Origin of the sequence: Exiguobacterium sp. s128, from assembly GCF_018618815.1 — a bacterium.
Taxonomy (GTDB): Bacteria; Bacillota; Bacilli; order Exiguobacteriales; family Exiguobacteriaceae; genus Exiguobacterium_A; species Exiguobacterium_A antarcticum.
Genome location: NZ_JACSMT010000030.1, coordinates 15,382 through 31,992 on the forward strand (window position 1 = coordinate 15,382; position 16,611 = coordinate 31,992).

Sequence of the window (16,611 nt, forward strand, 5' to 3'; positions counted from 1 at the left end):
ATTTCTCAAGCCTCGGTCAGAATACGACGGACAAACCGTTCGACGACGGTATCATAGGTGTCCGGATCTTCGAAATAAGCCATCGCGTGAGAGGCGTTCGGAATGACAACCAGTTCCTTTTCAGTCGGGCACGCTTCATATAATTCATAGACCATCGAAGTCGGGACAAATGTATCGGCTCCGCCATGTAAAAATAAAATCGGGACCGTTGCCCGCTTCACTTGTTTTAATGCCGATGCCTCACTGAAGAAATAACCCGCCTTGAGTTTCGTCAAGACACTGGTCATGGCCAAAAACGGGAAATGCGGCAGACGATACATCCGTTTCATTTGATAGGCGAGGACGGCATTGACGGATGTATAGGCACAGTCCGAGATGATGCCTTTGATTTGCGCAGGTAGAACTTCCCCACTTGTCATCAAAACGGTGGCTCCTCCCATGGAAACACCATGTAAAAAGATTGCGCTGTCTTGACCAAGTCGCTCAATCAAATACTCCGTCCAACACAGACAGTCTTCCCGATCATGCCAGCCGAAGCCGATGTAATGTCCCTCACTCTTACCATGTCCACGATTATCCGGCATCATCACATGAAATCCTGCTTGATGGTACAGATACGCAAAACCTGCTAAATCCGTCCCGACACCGCCATATCCGTGAACTAAGATGACCGTCCGGTTCGACGGAACGAGTGGTGGTAAATAATGTCCCCGTAATGTCAGACCATCCCGTGCCTGGACTTCAATCTGTTCCAAAGGCTGTTCCTTGATCCATGTCTGCCCCGGCTGCATCAAGCGGACCATTTCATCACTCAAGTCCCGATTGTTCGTCAAGAATGGTTTCGGATGTGTTGCGATCGCCATTTCATAAAAATAATAGCTTGCTGCAAGCATGCCCGATCCAAGCACACCTAATCCGATTTTCGTTCGTTTTCGCATCACTTCTACACTCCCCGTCACCGCTCATAAATCGATTTGTAATTGTGCCGAGGATTCAGAATCTTCCTCTTGTAACACCTGTTGGCGCAGACGATGTTCTTGTTGCGCTTTTCGGTACGCAAACTCTTGAATGAGCTCTTGTCCGGAAAAACCTTCTTCGACGATAGCCGACAACAGATCCGTTTCCGTCGTCACCATCTCCTGTGGATTACGAATGATCAACACTTCACCCACTTGTGCTAACATCAGTTCATCCTTCAATTGTAACGCATCGTAAAATGGTTCAGGTAATGTCATGCGGCGTGTCTCGGGATTGATATGAATCCGTTTATAGGCCGCTAACGATTGAAAATTTCGACTGGCCATCTTTGCCCTCCTCTTCCAGATCAACGGAATGTCATGTCTAATCTGGAATCTTTTCCTTGAATCCGTATCGTCGCCAGTGCCCCGTTCACGAGAGTCAGCTGTGGGGGTTGATGACCGATATCGAGATCATAAAAAATCGGTACCCCTGTCTTTTCACTGAGCGTTTCATAGACGTCAAGCAACGTACAGTCCTCGACAGTTTGACCCGCTGCCGTCCGGCCAAACAGGATACCTGACGCCTGATCGAACCATCCTGCCAACACCATCTGCATCAGCGAACGATGGATATCCGTCGCGCTGGCTTGCGATGCTTCGAAATACCAAAGGATTGGTTCCTGGTCAATCTGGGTTTGCCAAAACTTCCTGACATCTCCATACGGCGTCCCGGCCAAGTGACGAATCGTCTCGAGGCACCCCCCGAGCAGTCGTCCTGTTGCTTCGGAACGTGTCTGATCCAATGCTTTCCACTGCGTCTCAGCATCTACATGGTACATGTACCGTGCGGGACGTTCTGCATGATTCCACTTCGTTTGATAAGAAGTCGACGTCCACTGCGTGACCGTTCCACCAGTTGGTGTCGCGAGCACACGGCGCCAGGCTGTCGTCGTCTCATCCCACTCTTCACTCCGCATCTCAAGAAAACTCGGACCATGTGCCGTAGCGATACCCGATTTGACGGTAATCGCAAACAACAGCGTACTGATATCAGAATACCCAAGAATCCATTTTTCCGGTAGCTGCGCAAAATCCAGATACGGTAATACGTCGATGGCGCGTTCTCCTCCGAACGGTGGGATGATGGCATCGATTTCCGGATTTCGTAACATGTGATTCAATTCGTCGGCTCGTGTTTCGGCAGAGGCACTTTGCGCTTTTTCTTGTGCCCAAACCGTTTGTCCGATTTCGACAGCCATTTGCCGATCCTGTAAACGAAGGGTGGCTTCTTCTAGTAATGGGTGCAGTGCTTCTGGCAATCCGGAAGACGGGGCGGTCACTCCAATCGTTTGTCCCGTCCAACCTAAAAAAGGATATCGCATGTCCTAACCTCCTCTGTAGTCATTTTTACTGTTGTTCGGCCGTTCGAACGAAGTCGCCGATTTGTTCCATTTTTCGCTTAAACGGTTCAATCGGGACGATGCGAGCTTCTCGATGGACTTCCTTTCCGTTGACGAACAACAATAAAGTAGGGGCCGTAAAGACAGAAAATTCCCCGACGATTTGAGGCACATCACCCAAATCGACACGACCCGCTTGAAATTCAGGATGGTTTGCCAAGATCGGCTCGATTTGAGGAAATAACGAGGCACAGACGGCACAATCTGGACTAGATATGTACAAAAAACTAGCCGGTTGTCCGAGATAGAATGCTCTGACCGACTCAATCGATTTTAATTCACGGAATATCTCCATGACGGGTGACCTCCTTTTTGCTGAAATATCTTTTAATTATAACGTGTTACAGGTAATAAACAACAGATGGCTCTCAACTCTGATTTTTCTAGACAGCAAACAACACCTCGAAGCCAAACGCTTCAGCACGAGCCGCTGAGGAGTTTGGTTCGGGTGTTGAATCATCGCCCTTTATTTTTTAGCAGATGATGCCAGTTCTGCATATTCATCCGGAGTAAAGGCACGAGAACGTGTCAAAAACCTTTTCCCTTCGACACCTTCTAGTGAAAACATGCCTCCTCTTCCGTTGACGACATCAATGATCAGTTGCGTATGTTTCCAGTATTCATATTGATCTTCATGAATATAAAACGGACAGCCACCAATCGTCCCAATCCATAAATCATGATCTCCTAAAAATAAATCCCCTTCTGCAAAACACATCGGGGAGCTTCCGTCACAACAGCCACCTGATTGATGGAACATCAGCGGTCCGTGTTTCGCCTTCAGCAATTCAATCAATTCTAAACCAGCATCCGTCGCAAGCACACGTTCGACCACGTCGCCACACCCTTTCTTCAATTTAGAAGAAACCAAGTTTGTTTGGACTGTAACTGACCAGTAGATTTTTGGTCCGTTGGTAATGGTTGAGCATCATCTTATGGTTTTCGCGACCAATCCCAGACATCTTATACCCACCGAACGCAGCATGTGCTGGGTACTGATGGTAACAATTCGTCCAGACGCGTCCTGCCTCGATCGCCCGTCCGAACCGATAGGCTCTGTTCATGTCACGTGTCCAAACGCCGGCTCCTAGACCATACAACGTGTCATTCGCAATTTGTAAGGCTTCTTCTTCTGTCTTAAAGGTCGTGACCGATAGAACGGGACCAAAAATTTCTTCTTGGAAAATTCGCATCTTGTTATGCCCTTTAAAGATGGTGGGTTGGATATAGTACCCTTCCGCTAAATCCCCGTCGAGGTGGTTCCGTTCTCCTCCAATCAAACATTCTGCCCCTTCAGATTTTCCGATCTCGAGGTAGGAGAGAATTTTCTCCATCTGTTCGCTTGAAGCCTGAGCTCCCATCATGACATCTGCATCTAACGGATTTCCGAGTTTGATTGCCTTGACACGTTCAAGCACCCGCTCCATAAACGGTTCATAAATCGACTCCTCAATCAATGCCCGAGACGGACACGTACAGACTTCACCCTGATTCAAGGCAAACATCAATAATCCTTCAATCGCTTTATCGAAGAAGGCATCATCCGCCTCCATGATGTCAGCGAAGAAGATATTCGGTGATTTCCCTCCTAACTCGAGCGTGACAGGAATGATGTTTTGAGAGGCATATTGCATGATGAGTCGTCCCGTCGTCGTTTCTCCCGTAAAAGCAATTTTCGCGATCCGTTTACTCGAAGCAAGGGGTTTCCCTGTTTCGAGTCCAAATCCATTAACGATATTCAAGACACCTGGTGGCAATAAGTCTTCAATCAATTCCATCAACAACATGATGCTAGCCGGCGTCTGTTCCGCTGGTTTTAAGACCACACAGTTCCCCGCCGCGAGTGCTGGTGCCAGTTTCCAGACTGCCATCAGAATCGGGAAGTTCCATGGAATGATTTGACCGACGACACCGAGCGGCTCATGGAAATGATAAGCGACCGTATCATTATCCAACTCACCAATCGATCCTTCCTGAGCGCGAATGACACCTGCAAAATAGCGGAAATGGTCAATCGCTAGTGGTAAGTCGGCATTTAATGTTTCCCGAACCGCCTTTCCATTTTCGAGTGTTTCCGCATACGCTAACATCTCTAAATTTTCTTCCATCCGATTCGCGATTTTATTTAAGACATTGGAACGTTCTGCAACAGATGTTTTTCCCCAAGCGTCTTTTGCTGCATGGGCTGCATCAAGTGCAAGTTCAACATCTTCTTTTCCAGAACGCGCGACTTGGCATAACACTTTGCCTGTGATCGGCGTGATGTTATCAAAGTATTCGCCTCCGACGGGTGCTGTCCACTTTCCGTTGATGAAGTTTTCATACCGATCCTTGTATTGTACCTTCGACCCTTGCGTGTTTGGAATCTCATAAATCATGCTACTGTTCCTCCTTCAAAATAAAATGGCCAAGCGGCGAGAAGTAATTCCATGTATGCGCTTTCATTTTTTTCGTATGTGAAATGACCTCTCTTGTCTATCCTACCAATTTTTCGTAAAAAGTCAAAATTTTCCGACATTATCAAATATCTTTAAAATTAAAAACCGTTCACCACCTGAGGATGAACGGTTTTTAATGCTGATTGGCTTAACGGGTCGGGTCGATGCCATCCTCTTTATCAGAAGGTGTATCCGAATTTCCGAATTCACTGACTTTGCTGAAGCCATCCGTTGTACCATCAATATCCTTCCCTGTTGCCGTGACCGATGGATCAAGAACATCTTCTTCACTCGGACGCGACATCGGATCGTTGCCTTCGCGTTCTGCTTCTTCTTTTGCGTGTTCGATACAAAGGAGCGTCTCTGGGATGATATCCAGACGATCGAGTTCGATCTCTTTTCCGCAAACCTTACAGACGCCATACGTTCCATTGTCAATTGCTTGCAATGCTAGATCCACGTCGGATAACATGTCTTCCTGCATATCTGTCATGGCTTGATCGCGTTCACGTAAAAACAACTCGTCCCCCGAATCACCCGGGTGGTTATCATAACTTGATAATTCGCCCGTATCGTAATCCACTTCTCGGTTTTCGATATTCGTTTCTGTTTTTTCTTTTTCTTTAAGTAGACGTGTTTTAAAAGTCTCGATTTGTTTTTCTGATAACATCTTGTTCATCTCCAATTCTTTAGCTTCAACTTCTTCTCTAAAGGATTTAACCGAAATGAAACCATGTTAAACGTCAAAGACTCGTTCACGAACATTTATAGGAACGAATCGCTCCGTGTAAATCACAGATGACCGTCATGAATTCCTGACCGTCCTTAAAACAAATTTGATGGCTTCGTCCATTCTTCGAGGTGGAAATATCATCAATCCACAGACGATTCGCGTCGGCAGAAGATAACATCGCCACTTTATCACGGATGGAAAACAGATCGAACGGCAACAAATTCAGCGACTGGATCAATAGACCATGCTTGCGGAATAATGGATCCAATTGATAATGGGATAAGCTATACAAACTTTTTTCCGAACCGCCAATCAACAATTGAATCGAATGACAGGGTTCACGGCTATCAATCCGTTCTTTTTGTAAGATGATCTTCCCGTGCACCCCTGATCGATCAAAAATCTCTTGCATTTTTGATCGATCGATTCGGAGTGCGTCCGGTCTGACGTGGAGGACGAGGTGAGCAAACTCTGCAAAATCAGGTTTTCCGATTTCAAGCGGCGGGATATGCCGCACTTCTTCACGTTCAATCAATTCGATCAATCCACGTTCAATCGTCGCACAAACCGCTTCATCTGAATACAGACGAACATCAATGACATATTGATCAACGACCGTGTTCACTTCTAACGTGTACATGAGACTCTGATTTTTTTCCTGTTCCAACGTCAAACGATTAAAAATGAGTTGGTGTAACAGTTGAACGGGTGTATGCGATAAAAATTGACTGGTATAGACTAAGTGTTTTGTCGTGTTGGTACTGCCTGTTTTAGGTCGTGTACCTTTGCTCATATATACGTTCACTTTATAATTCAGCATAATTCCACCTTCTCTTGACTTGGAATCGGATGAGACATTAGTTCCGTTTCTATAGCGTACATCGCAAAGAAGTTAAAAAATATTCGATAACGAATATTCTAAATCTGTTATACACAAGCCAACTGATTTATGTTATAAAACTGGAAATCAACGTCGAGAAAATAGTTTTTTAACATTATGATCTAAATGATGATCAACTAAACTTTAGATCAAATTCGTAAAATCTAGATTACTGAAAATCGACCCATTTGCTTGTTTGACATCTTGAACTCCCCCTACGCTAGGACTTTGCCCTAAACGCTTAGAAGCGGAAGTATTCTCGCCTATTTTCAGATAAAAAAACGCCCGATTCCTCAACAAGAGGACCCGAACGTTTCCATCATCTTCATCCTGTTTTTTTTAGTGTCAGCAGATGGTGCTCGACCACTTCAGCAACTTCCCGTCCTTCACGGATCGCCCAGACGATTAAGGATTGTCCACGTCGAGCATCCCCTGCCGCGAATACACCGGGACGGTTTGTTGCATAGGCTGCTGCTTTAATTTTTCCATTTTCGCTATCAACCGCTAAGTGGCGCAAGACATCTTGTTCGACACCACTAAAGCCGATCGCAATCAACATCGTATCAACCGGGAAGTATTTTTCGGTCCCTGAAATGGCTCGGAATTCGATCCGACCATCTGGGTGACGGATTTTTTCGTTATGAATCGTCCAGACACCCGTTAATTGCCCGGAATCACCCGTCGTATACCGGTCAATCGCAATCAAATATTCACGGGGATCACGGCCGAATTGAACCAGTGCTTCCTCGTATCCATAATCAAGCGTATATAAGTTTGGTGTGTCGGGCCACATGTTTTCCGGTGAACGAACTTGGCCCGGCATCTCGTGTTTCCCAAACTGGACGACTGACCGGCATCCTTGACGAAGCGCCGTTGCTACACAATCGGCTCCCGTATCCCCACCCCCGATGACCAACACGTCTTTTCCCTTTGTGTCGTGAAGTGTTGTTAACGACTGCCCTGTCAACAGATGTCGCGTCACACTCGTCAAATAATCCATTGCATATCCGACACCACGACTTGGTACATCATGTAATTTTCTCGGTTCGGTCGCTCCGACACAAAGGATGACTGCATCGTACTCTGCCTCTAATTGATCCAGTGAAAGATCAAGACCAATCGTCACGCCGGTCCGAAAGCGGATTCCTTCTGTCTCCAGTAAACGGACACGTCGGGCGACGATCTCTTTCGACAACTTCATCGCCGGAATCCCGTACGTCAGCAATCCGCCAATCTGATCCTCCCGTTCGAAAACAGTGACCTGATGACCTGCCTGGTTCAATTGATCGGCTGCGGCTAAACCAGCTGGTCCAGAACCAACGATGGCAATCCGGTGTTGACTTCTGATTGCCGGGATACGTGGTTGGACCCATCCTTTTTCAAATCCGATATCGATGATCGTCCGTTCGATCTGCTTAATCGTAACGGCCGGTTCATTAATCGATAACGTACACGACCCTTCACACGGGGCAGGACACACCCGACCCGTGAACTCAGGAAAGTTATTGGTTTGTTGAAGCCGCCCCAGTGCCTCTTTGAAGTTTCCTTGTTCCACGAGGAGGTTCCACTCTGGAATCAGATTGTAGACGGGGCAACCGATTTTCACTTGACCGTACGTTTCCCCGACATGGCAAAAAGGTGTCCCGCAATCCATACAACGACTTGCTTGTTCTGACGCTTCCGCTTCTGTGAAGCGTTCTTTATATTCGTTAAAATCCCCGATTCGTTCACTACTATCCCGTTCCTGGCCGGACTGGCGAGGAACTGACATGAATTGATCCCGTCTATTCATTTTTTACCTCCTGTTCCGCGTCCGATATGCGTCTCAAACGCAAGTAACATCGCTTCTTCCGTATTGTGTCCTTGTTGTGCGTAATCTGCCATCAGTGTCGTCACCGCTTGATACGTCGTCGGTATGACACGGATGAACGAGCTGAGCACATGATCCCAGTTCGCAAGGACCGCATGACCTTGTTCGCTGTTCGTTCGCGCAACATGTCGTTCGATGAATGTTTTCAACCGGGTCGCTTCTTCCGGATCCGTGACAGCTCCCATCGTCACAAGTTCCAGATTGACCCGCGACCGAAAACGTCCTGGGTCTTTCGGCAAAACGTAAGCAACACCACCCGACATGCCGGCCGCAAAGTTCAGCCCGACATCCCCTAGAATGACGACACTGCCACCCGTCATATATTCAAGACCATGATTTCCGATTCCTTCGACGACTGCTGTCGCCCCGCTGTTTCGAACAGCAAACCGTTCACCGGCTTGACCGTTGATATAGAGTTCTCCGCTCGTCGCTCCATACAGGGCGACGTTTCCGATGATGACTTGATCCGAAGAAACAAAACTGGACCGAGGCTGTGGACGGACGGAAATGATTCCTCCCGATAACCCCTTGCCCACATAATCATTGGCATCACCGATGACTTGTAGCGTCATTCCCCGCGGCAAGTAGGCACCTAAGCTTTGACCCGCGGATCCGGTTAGGTTCAGCGTCAAACGATCAGCCGGAAGCCCCATCGCACCGTAGATTCTACTCAAACGTGCTCCCGTATTCGTTCCGATGGCACGGTCCGTATTGGTGATATCAAACGCATACGTCTGCCGTTCCGTGAAGGATTGATCCGTCACGAGTGGTTCCAACTCCCGTCCGTCAAACGATGCAGACAGATGATGCTGTTGATCCTGTCGTTTCGCCGCTTGATAGTCCGGCATGACGAACAGGCGGGACAAATCGAGACTCGCGGCTTTCCAGTGTGTCGTCAACCGATCGGAGGTTTGCAACAAATCCGTCCGACCCACGAGCTCTGACAAACTCCGGACACCGAGTTGAGCCAAATATTCACGTACTTCTTCCGCTACGAATTCCATGAAGTGCACGACATGATCCGCCGTTCCCGTAAACTTCTCACGTAATTTTGGATCTTGCGTCGCGACACCCACAGGACACGTATCCAGATGACAGGCACGCATCATGATACAACCGACGGCGATCAACGGGGCTGTCGCAAATCCATACTCATTCGCCCCTAACATTGCTGCAATCACGACATCGCGCCCGGTTAACAGTTTACCGTCTGTTTCCAAGACAACACGATCCCGAAGTCCGTTCAATGCAAGGGTTTGATGGGTCTCGGCTAAACCCAGTTCCCATGGTAAGCCGGTATGTTGAATGCTCGTTTTAGGTGACGCACCTGTTCCACCATCATGTCCACTGATGACGATGACATCGGCGAGCCCCTTCGCAACACCAGCTGCAATCGTCCCGACACCACCTTTGGCGACCAGTTTGACGCTGATCCGGGCGTGATCGTTCGCCCGTTTTAAGTCATGAATCAACTGCGCTAAGTCCTCAATCGAATAAATGTCATGATGTGGAGGCGGGGAAATCAAGCCGACGCCCGGCGTCGAGGCACGGACGCGCGCAATCCAGGGATACACCTTTTCACCAGGCAATTGACCCCCTTCACCTGGTTTCGCGCCCTGAGCCACCTTGATTTGTAATTCATCCGCATGGACGAGGTAATGGCTCGTCACTCCGAACCGACCAGATGCAATCTGTTTGATACGGCTCATCCGGGAATCACCATTGGCATCTCGTTCGTATCGTTCTTCTTCTTCCCCGCCTTCACCACTATTACTTTTCCCACCCAATCGGTTCATCGCGATCGCTAATGTCTCATGTGCCTCTTTCGACAACGATCCGTACGACATCGCTCCCGTCTTGAAGTGCTGGACGATGGTACTCACGGGTTCGACTTCATCGATCGGAATCGGTGCCGTCTCTTTGAACGTCATCAAATGACGTAAAAATGTCGCCGGTTCCTCTTGAATCTGAGCAGAATAGCGTTTAAACAAATCATATCGCCCAGTTCGACAAGCATGCTGTAATAAGTGAATCGTCGCCGGATTAAAGGCGTGATGTTCCCCGTCATGCCGATAACGGAACACGCTTCCCGACTCAAGATACGTCCGCTGAATACCTTCTTCATGCTGACGGACCGCTTCTTGTTCAATCAAATCAAGCGATAAACCATCTAACTGGGAAACGGTTCCCGTGAAATATCGATCGATGACCTGTTCTGAAATTCCGATGGCTTCGAAGATTTGCGCCCCACGGTAACTGAAGACGGTCGAAATCCCCATCTTGGACATGACTTTGACGACTCCCTCCGTCACGGCCGCTTGGTACCGTACTTCATAATCCGTCATCGTCTCACCTAGCGCATCCTGTAATGTCGCATACACCAAATATGGATGAACAGCATCGGCACCATAACCAATCAAGGCTGCAAAATGATGGACTTCGCGGACTTCGCCCCCTTCGATGATCAAACTGACTTTTGTTCGTAACCCTTGACGAATCAAATGATGATGGACCGCACTCGTCACAAGAAGAATCGGCATCGGGACCGCTCCCGGACGAACATTCCGATCGGACAGGATCAATAATTCACACCCGCTCTGAACAGCATGGACGGCCTGATCGAGTAAGTTCTCAAGGGCCTCTTCTAGCTGACCATCAAATAAGGTCGACAGTGTTTTTTGGACCAGTGTTGTTTGTTTTAATGCAGCTGCTTCAGTCGGTCGTAAAATCGGTGAAGCCAGACGGACCCGTCGGCAGTTTCGACGATTCGGTGTCAACAGTTCTCCCTGCTGACCGAGCCAGGTCATCGTCGAGGTGACAATCTGTTCCCGCAAGGCGTCAATCGGTGGATTCGTTACTTGCGCAAATAACTGTTTAAAATAGCGGAACAATGATTGTGGCCGTTCACTCAAGACCGCTAACGGGATGTCCGTTCCCATCGCTCCGAGCGGGTCTTTTTTCTCCACTACGAGTGGAATCAAATACTGATCAATATCTTCACGCGTATAACCAAATAAGCGCTGTAAAGTGCCTACATCGTCGACTTCTTCTGAAGAAACGGTCGTCGATAACGAAATCCGTTCTTCTGCCAACCATTCCGCATACGGATGGCGCATCGCGAGCTCCCGTTTGACTTCTTCATCTGAAATCAATTGTCCGGAAGCAAAATCAAGTAATAACAATTCTCCAGGAATGAGCCGTCGTTTAAATAAGATGTCACTTTCCGCGACCGGTAGCACACCGGACTCAGAAGATAACATGAAATGACCATCACGCATCATCATGTAACGCGCCGGTCGTAAGCCGTTTCGATCAAGCGTCGCTCCGATTTGCTTTCCGTTTGTAAAGACAATCGCTGACGGACCATCCCACGGTTCCATCATGCTACTGTGGTATTCGTAATAGGCCCGTTTTGCCGGACGAACCTCTGCATGCTCAAACGGCTCCGGTACGAGCATCAATGCCGTCTCTGCTAACGTCAGACCGGACAAGTATAAAAACTCGAAAGCATTGTCGAGCATCGATGAATCGCTACCTGACTCATCGAGAATCGGTAAGACGTCTTCCGCCCGGCGACCATACGTCGTTTTTGCCAAACTATTTTCACGGCTCCGCATGGCTCGGATATTCCCTTGTAACGTATTGATTTCTCCATTGTGAATCAAATAACGATTTGGATGGGCACGTTTCCAGCTCGGAAACGTATTTGTGCTAAAGCGCGAGTGAACAATCGCAAAACCGGACTGATACCGTTCGTCTCGAAGATCATCAAAGTACAACCCGAGTTGATCGGTCGTTACCAACCCTTTATAGACAATCGTTTCGCTCGAGCTACTCAACACATATTGTTCGATTCCTAACTGATCTGCTTCTCGCTCAAATAAACGGCGAATCAGAAATAACGTCCGTTCGAAAGCCAATCCTTCGACCTTTTTGGCCTCGATAAAACATTGACGAATGACCGGTTCCGTTTGGCGGGCTTTTTCCCCGATGACTGTACTCGAAACAGGGACCGTTCTCCATTCAATCAGTCGCTGCCCCTCGGATAAAATAATCGATTCCAATGCACGCTCCAGTCGTTGTCGCAATCGATCTTCTCGCGGAAGAAACATCATCATCACACCATAATCCCCACTCTGGGGTAAGCTGATATTGCGTAACGTCTGTCGGAATAATCGATCCGGAAGCTGCGTCAGGATTCCTGCTCCGTCTCCTGTTTTGGCATCACTGCCTTGCCCCCCTCGGTGTTCCATCTGACACAACATCTTCAGGGCATTTTGAACGATTTCATGACTCGCTTGTCCAGTCCGATGGGCGTAAACACCGATTCCACATGCATCGTGTTCCTGTTTCGGATCATAGAGTCCCTGACGTTGCGGCATTTGATGAAATGACATATTACCACGCTCCTAACCGTTCCTAATTTTCTGTATATTCAGTTAAAATATACTTTACACGTTTTTATGTTTATTCGCCACCATGTATATTTTTCGATCCACGAAATGAAAAGACGTTGATGGACGTCCTATCAATCATGATAACGCTTACATATGGATGAATAATTTTTCTGAATTCTTTTTTAATGAAAACCTTTTTGAAACCGTATTTATTTTTGCGCGAACTGATTCTTCCATGGTATTTTTAAAGAGTAAGAAAATTACCCAGGTACGTAGGAAAAGGAGAATTCAATACGATGAAAAACTCTGTAAAGTGGATAGGGCTCTTGATTGCAGGAACTACCCTGTCCCTTAGTGCATGTGGTCAGGAAGAAAAACAAATGACCGCATACGATAAAATTCAGAAAGACGGGACGTTAACGGTCGCAACGGCCGGAACGCTTTATCCGACCTCTTTTCATGAAGAAAAAAATAACAATCTGACAGGATTTGACGTCGAGGTCGTCAAGGAAGTCGCGAAACGACTTGATTTAAAAGTGAAATTCAAGGAAATGTCATTTGACGGGATGTTGACGAGCGTCAATACAGGGCAAGTCGACCTGGCAGCAAACGATATTACGATCACGGAAGAACGAAAAGGAAAGTTCGCTTTCTCTAAACCGTATAAATATACGTACGGAACGGCAATCGTTCGTAAAAGTGATTTGTCAGGCATTAAGTCACTTGAAGATTTAAAAGGAAAAAAAGCGGCTGGTGAAGCGACGACCACTTATATGCAGGTCGCTAAACAATACGGGGCAAAAGAAGTCACATATGATAACGCAACGAACGATCAATATTTACGGGACGTCTCGAACGGTCGGACGGATGTCATCTTAAACGATTATTATCTGCAAAGCCTGGCCATCGACTTCTTTAAAGACTTTGATATTACGATCCACCCTGACATCGCCTATAATCCAAGTCAAGTTGGTCTCATCATGGACTTAGACAATAAAGAATTACAATCGAACATCAACGCACAGATTGACGAGATGAAAAAGGATGGGACACTTGCCAAACTGTCGAAAACGTTTTATGCCAATAAAGACGTCTCGAAAATGCCTGATATCAAGTCGACGCTCGTCGACGTGAAATGAACGCCTTGCCCGATATTGATTGGCAATCCGTTTTCAACCCTGATCTTGCGATCGAGGCATTCCCTTATATTTTAGGCGGATTAGGGCATACGCTCTGGATCTCACTTCTGAGCATGCTGATTGGACTGGGTCTTGGATTGTTGCTGGCGTTAGCACGCCTCTCTCGATCGCGTCTCTTGCGCATAACGGCGACTCTCTACATTTCTTTTATGCGAGGCGTGCCCATTTTGGTCATACTCTTTATGCTTTATTTTGGTTTGCCCGTCATCAATATCCAGTTAGATGCAATCACTGCTGCGATTGCTGGATTTAGTTTGAACAGTGCCGCTTATATGGCCGAAATCATCCGCTCGTCCATCTTGTCGATTGACCGGGGACAACAGGAAGCCGCTGAATCGTTAGGTCTGTCACGCTACAGGATTCTTGCAGGCATCATCTTGCCTCAGGCCGTTCGTTTAGCGATTCCTCCGTTATCGAATGTCCTTCTTGATTTAGTCAAAGCCTCTTCGCTTGCTGCGATGATTACCGTTCCTGAGATTTTTCAGCGGGCTAAAATCGTTGGCGGTCGTGAGTTTGATTATATGACGGTTTATTTCGTGATCGCCTTTATCTATTGGGGGATTTGCGCCATCATCGCCACTGTCCAAGAAGTACTTGAACGTCATTTTGCACGTTATGTGTAATCAAAAAAAGCTCACTTGCCTTTCCGCGTCGCATGACGTGTAGGAAAGACGAGTGAGCTTTTTCTTATTGTGCTTCTTGATCCAAAAAAGATTCGACATAAATCGCTTCCAATGGCTTGTGGAACAGGTAGCCTTGTAACGTATGACATCCGAGTCGTTTTAACAACTCGGCTTCTTCAGTCACTTCTATTCCTTCTGCGACAATCGACATATCCAGTCTTTTTCCTAACTGAATGATCATCTCAACAATCGCCCGTTTCTCTTCTGAATCAATCGCCGCTTCGACGATTTCTTTTGGAATCTTTAGTTGATCAAACGGCAGTTCAACAAGTGTCTGCATCGAAGAAAACCCTGTTCCAAAATCATCAAGTGCAATCCGAATCCCGTGGAGATGAAGTTCATTCAGCGTATCAATGATTTGCGCCGTACCTTCCACGAAGATATGTTCCGTCATTTCGATTTCCAATAAGTAAGGTGGAAATCCCGTCACGTTCAACATATCGAGTACGTTTTTTGTAAAATCCGGTTGACGCAACTGCCACGGCGAGACATTCACGGCAATCGTAATCGGGGTCCTTCCTTGTTCAAGCCACATCTTCCCTTGTAGGCAAGCCTTTCGCATGACCCACCCACCAAGTGTCTCGATGAACCGCGTCCGTTCTGCTAAGGGAATGAACTCGAGGGGAGAAATGAGCCCATACGTCGGGTGATTCCAACGAACCAACGCTTCTGCTCCTGTTATGCGATGACTCGACGCATCGACTTGTGGTTGAAATAAAATAAAAAAATCACGATCGAGGTCTGCATCGTATAAATCCCGTGTCAGTTGCAAGGCTCGTTTTCGTTCATTTTGTGTTGCTTGATCGGTAATCGCAAATGTATTTTTCCGGTTTGATTTCGCTGTGAACAAAGCGATTTCCGCATCGTTGATGACATGATCAATCGATGCCCCGTTTACGAAGGCAACCCCGATGCTTGCCGTCATATTAATTTGCTTGAAATCAATTTGGACACGTTCCGCGATACTCGATAAAATCGCATCACACAATACTTGCACCGGTTGATTCGGTCTGGCGTGCAAAAGAAATGCACTTCCACTTGCTTTAGCGACGAGACAATCTGAAAAACGTGTCATCAGTCTTTTCCCGATGATATGCAAGGCACGATCCCCCGTTTGATAACCAAACGCATCGTTGATCGTCTTAAAATCATCCAGGTCAATCAAGCAGATAATATCGCCCGTCGTTGCTTGTTTTTCCGTTTCAATGACAAAAAAAGACCGATTCGCCAGTTCTGTAATCGGATCGATAAACGCTTGTTCTTTCAGGCGGGACAAATAATCGATATTCCGTTCTAAACGGGTGACATATTGGTTATGAATCAACAAGCTGATCAACGTCGCAATCAGAACTAGACCGATTCGGGCGATATGATCGGACGCATTGTATACAGCGACGCCAGCCGGCGATTCAAACCAGACATACACTAAAGAAACGATGCTTATACCTGCTACATACAACAACATCGTCCGGCTGATGACGACGAGGGAGGTCAGTAAAAATAATAACGAGGCCGCCCACACCGTCTGTGCTCCACTATCAAGAAAGGGATGGTTGATGAATGGAATCAACAAAAATACACTGGACATGACATGGGGTTTCCACTTTTCAGTTAAATTGCTTCTTCCAATCATCCATTGACAAAAACCGACGAGAACAATCAGGCCCGCACGCCATACATCGATCCGTTCCAACCCTGATTCACCCATCGCACTAGAGAAAACATATAAAATCGCCCCACAACCGGTCAATACAAAGATGATCATTCCGAATAAGCGGTAATTCGCTTTCACTTCACGGTGATAGTCAAGACTCGCTGATGAAGGTCGATACGACACCTTCATAACATCCCCTCGTTTCGGTTTCTTGTCCTGTCTTTTTCCTTTTTGAGATGGAATTAAAACGGCTCATCACCATAAGGTGTGGTTGACACATAAAATCCATCGGATTTTAAATCGAACATAGAAAAAAAGCGAAAACCCCGGTATCGTAA

At 47.1% G+C, this 16,611-nt stretch carries 13 protein-coding genes; 2 read left to right on the forward strand and 11 right to left on the reverse strand.

Translation table 11 applies throughout. The features are described from left to right. Positions 1-5: 5 nt before the first annotated feature. The 10 genes from KNQ13_RS11460 to gltB all read right to left on the reverse strand — a co-directional run bounded on the left by KNQ13_RS11460 (position 6) and on the right by gltB (position 12,737). Complete coding sequence (locus KNQ13_RS11460; protein WP_014970536.1) at positions 6-938, reverse strand: alpha/beta hydrolase; 933 nt, start codon at positions 936-938, stop codon at positions 6-8. Between the two features lie 24 nt (positions 939-962). Next, positions 963-1,304 carry a hypothetical protein gene (locus KNQ13_RS11465; RefSeq protein ID WP_209548377.1) on the reverse strand — a complete coding sequence of 114 codons (342 nt, stop codon included), beginning with the start codon at positions 1,302-1,304 and terminating at the stop codon, positions 963-965. A 20-nt stretch (positions 1,305-1,324) separates the two neighbouring features. Beyond that, positions 1,325-2,341: a S66 family peptidase gene (locus KNQ13_RS11470; RefSeq protein ID WP_209548376.1), complete on the reverse strand. Its 1,017-nt coding sequence runs from the start codon at positions 2,339-2,341 to the stop codon at positions 1,325-1,327. Positions 2,342-2,366: 25 nt separating this feature from the next. After that, the gene (locus KNQ13_RS11475; protein ID WP_014970539.1) at positions 2,367-2,714 is read right to left on the reverse strand and encodes a thioredoxin family protein; all 348 of its coding nucleotides are present in this window, start codon (positions 2,712-2,714) and stop codon (positions 2,367-2,369) included. A gap of 171 nt (positions 2,715-2,885) precedes the next feature. After that, positions 2,886-3,254 (reverse strand): DUF779 domain-containing protein, encoded by a 369-nt coding sequence (locus tag KNQ13_RS11480; protein ID WP_014970540.1) that lies wholly within the window; start codon positions 3,252-3,254, stop codon positions 2,886-2,888. A 22-nt stretch (positions 3,255-3,276) separates the two neighbouring features. Beyond that, positions 3,277-4,797, reverse strand: coding sequence for an aldehyde dehydrogenase (gene adh, locus KNQ13_RS11485; protein WP_026830746.1), 1,521 nt, complete (start codon positions 4,795-4,797; stop codon positions 3,277-3,279). A 208-nt stretch (positions 4,798-5,005) separates the two neighbouring features. After that, a complete protein-coding gene (locus KNQ13_RS11490; protein ID WP_014970542.1) occupies positions 5,006-5,527 on the reverse strand; it encodes a TraR/DksA C4-type zinc finger protein in 522 nt (173 codons plus the stop codon). Positions 5,528-5,612: 85 nt separating this feature from the next. Beyond that, positions 5,613-6,410, reverse strand: coding sequence for a hypothetical protein (locus tag KNQ13_RS11495; protein ID WP_014970543.1), 798 nt, complete (start codon positions 6,408-6,410; stop codon positions 5,613-5,615). Between the two features lie 385 nt (positions 6,411-6,795). Next, positions 6,796-8,262, reverse strand: coding sequence for a glutamate synthase subunit beta (locus KNQ13_RS11500; RefSeq protein WP_209548375.1), 1,467 nt, complete (start codon positions 8,260-8,262; stop codon positions 6,796-6,798). Then, the gene (gene gltB, locus KNQ13_RS11505; RefSeq protein WP_026830744.1) at positions 8,259-12,737 is read right to left on the reverse strand and encodes a glutamate synthase large subunit; all 4,479 of its coding nucleotides are present in this window, start codon (positions 12,735-12,737) and stop codon (positions 8,259-8,261) included. Before gltB ends, KNQ13_RS11500 begins: the two co-directional genes overlap by 4 nt. Positions 12,738-13,033: 296 nt before the next feature. Between gltB and KNQ13_RS11510 the strand changes: the two genes are divergently transcribed. Then, positions 13,034-13,876, forward strand: coding sequence for a transporter substrate-binding domain-containing protein (locus tag KNQ13_RS11510; RefSeq protein ID WP_014970546.1), 843 nt, complete (start codon positions 13,034-13,036; stop codon positions 13,874-13,876). Further along, positions 13,873-14,559 carry an amino acid ABC transporter permease gene (locus tag KNQ13_RS11515; RefSeq protein WP_034774416.1) on the forward strand — a complete coding sequence of 229 codons (687 nt, stop codon included), beginning with the start codon at positions 13,873-13,875 and terminating at the stop codon, positions 14,557-14,559. Before KNQ13_RS11510 ends, KNQ13_RS11515 begins: the two co-directional genes overlap by 4 nt. A gap of 64 nt (positions 14,560-14,623) precedes the next feature. On the opposite strand, the gene KNQ13_RS11520 is transcribed toward KNQ13_RS11515, so the two are convergent. Next, complete coding sequence (locus KNQ13_RS11520) at positions 14,624-16,462, reverse strand: putative bifunctional diguanylate cyclase/phosphodiesterase (RefSeq protein WP_014970548.1); 1,839 nt, start codon at positions 16,460-16,462, stop codon at positions 14,624-14,626. Positions 16,463-16,611: the final 149 nt, after the last annotated feature.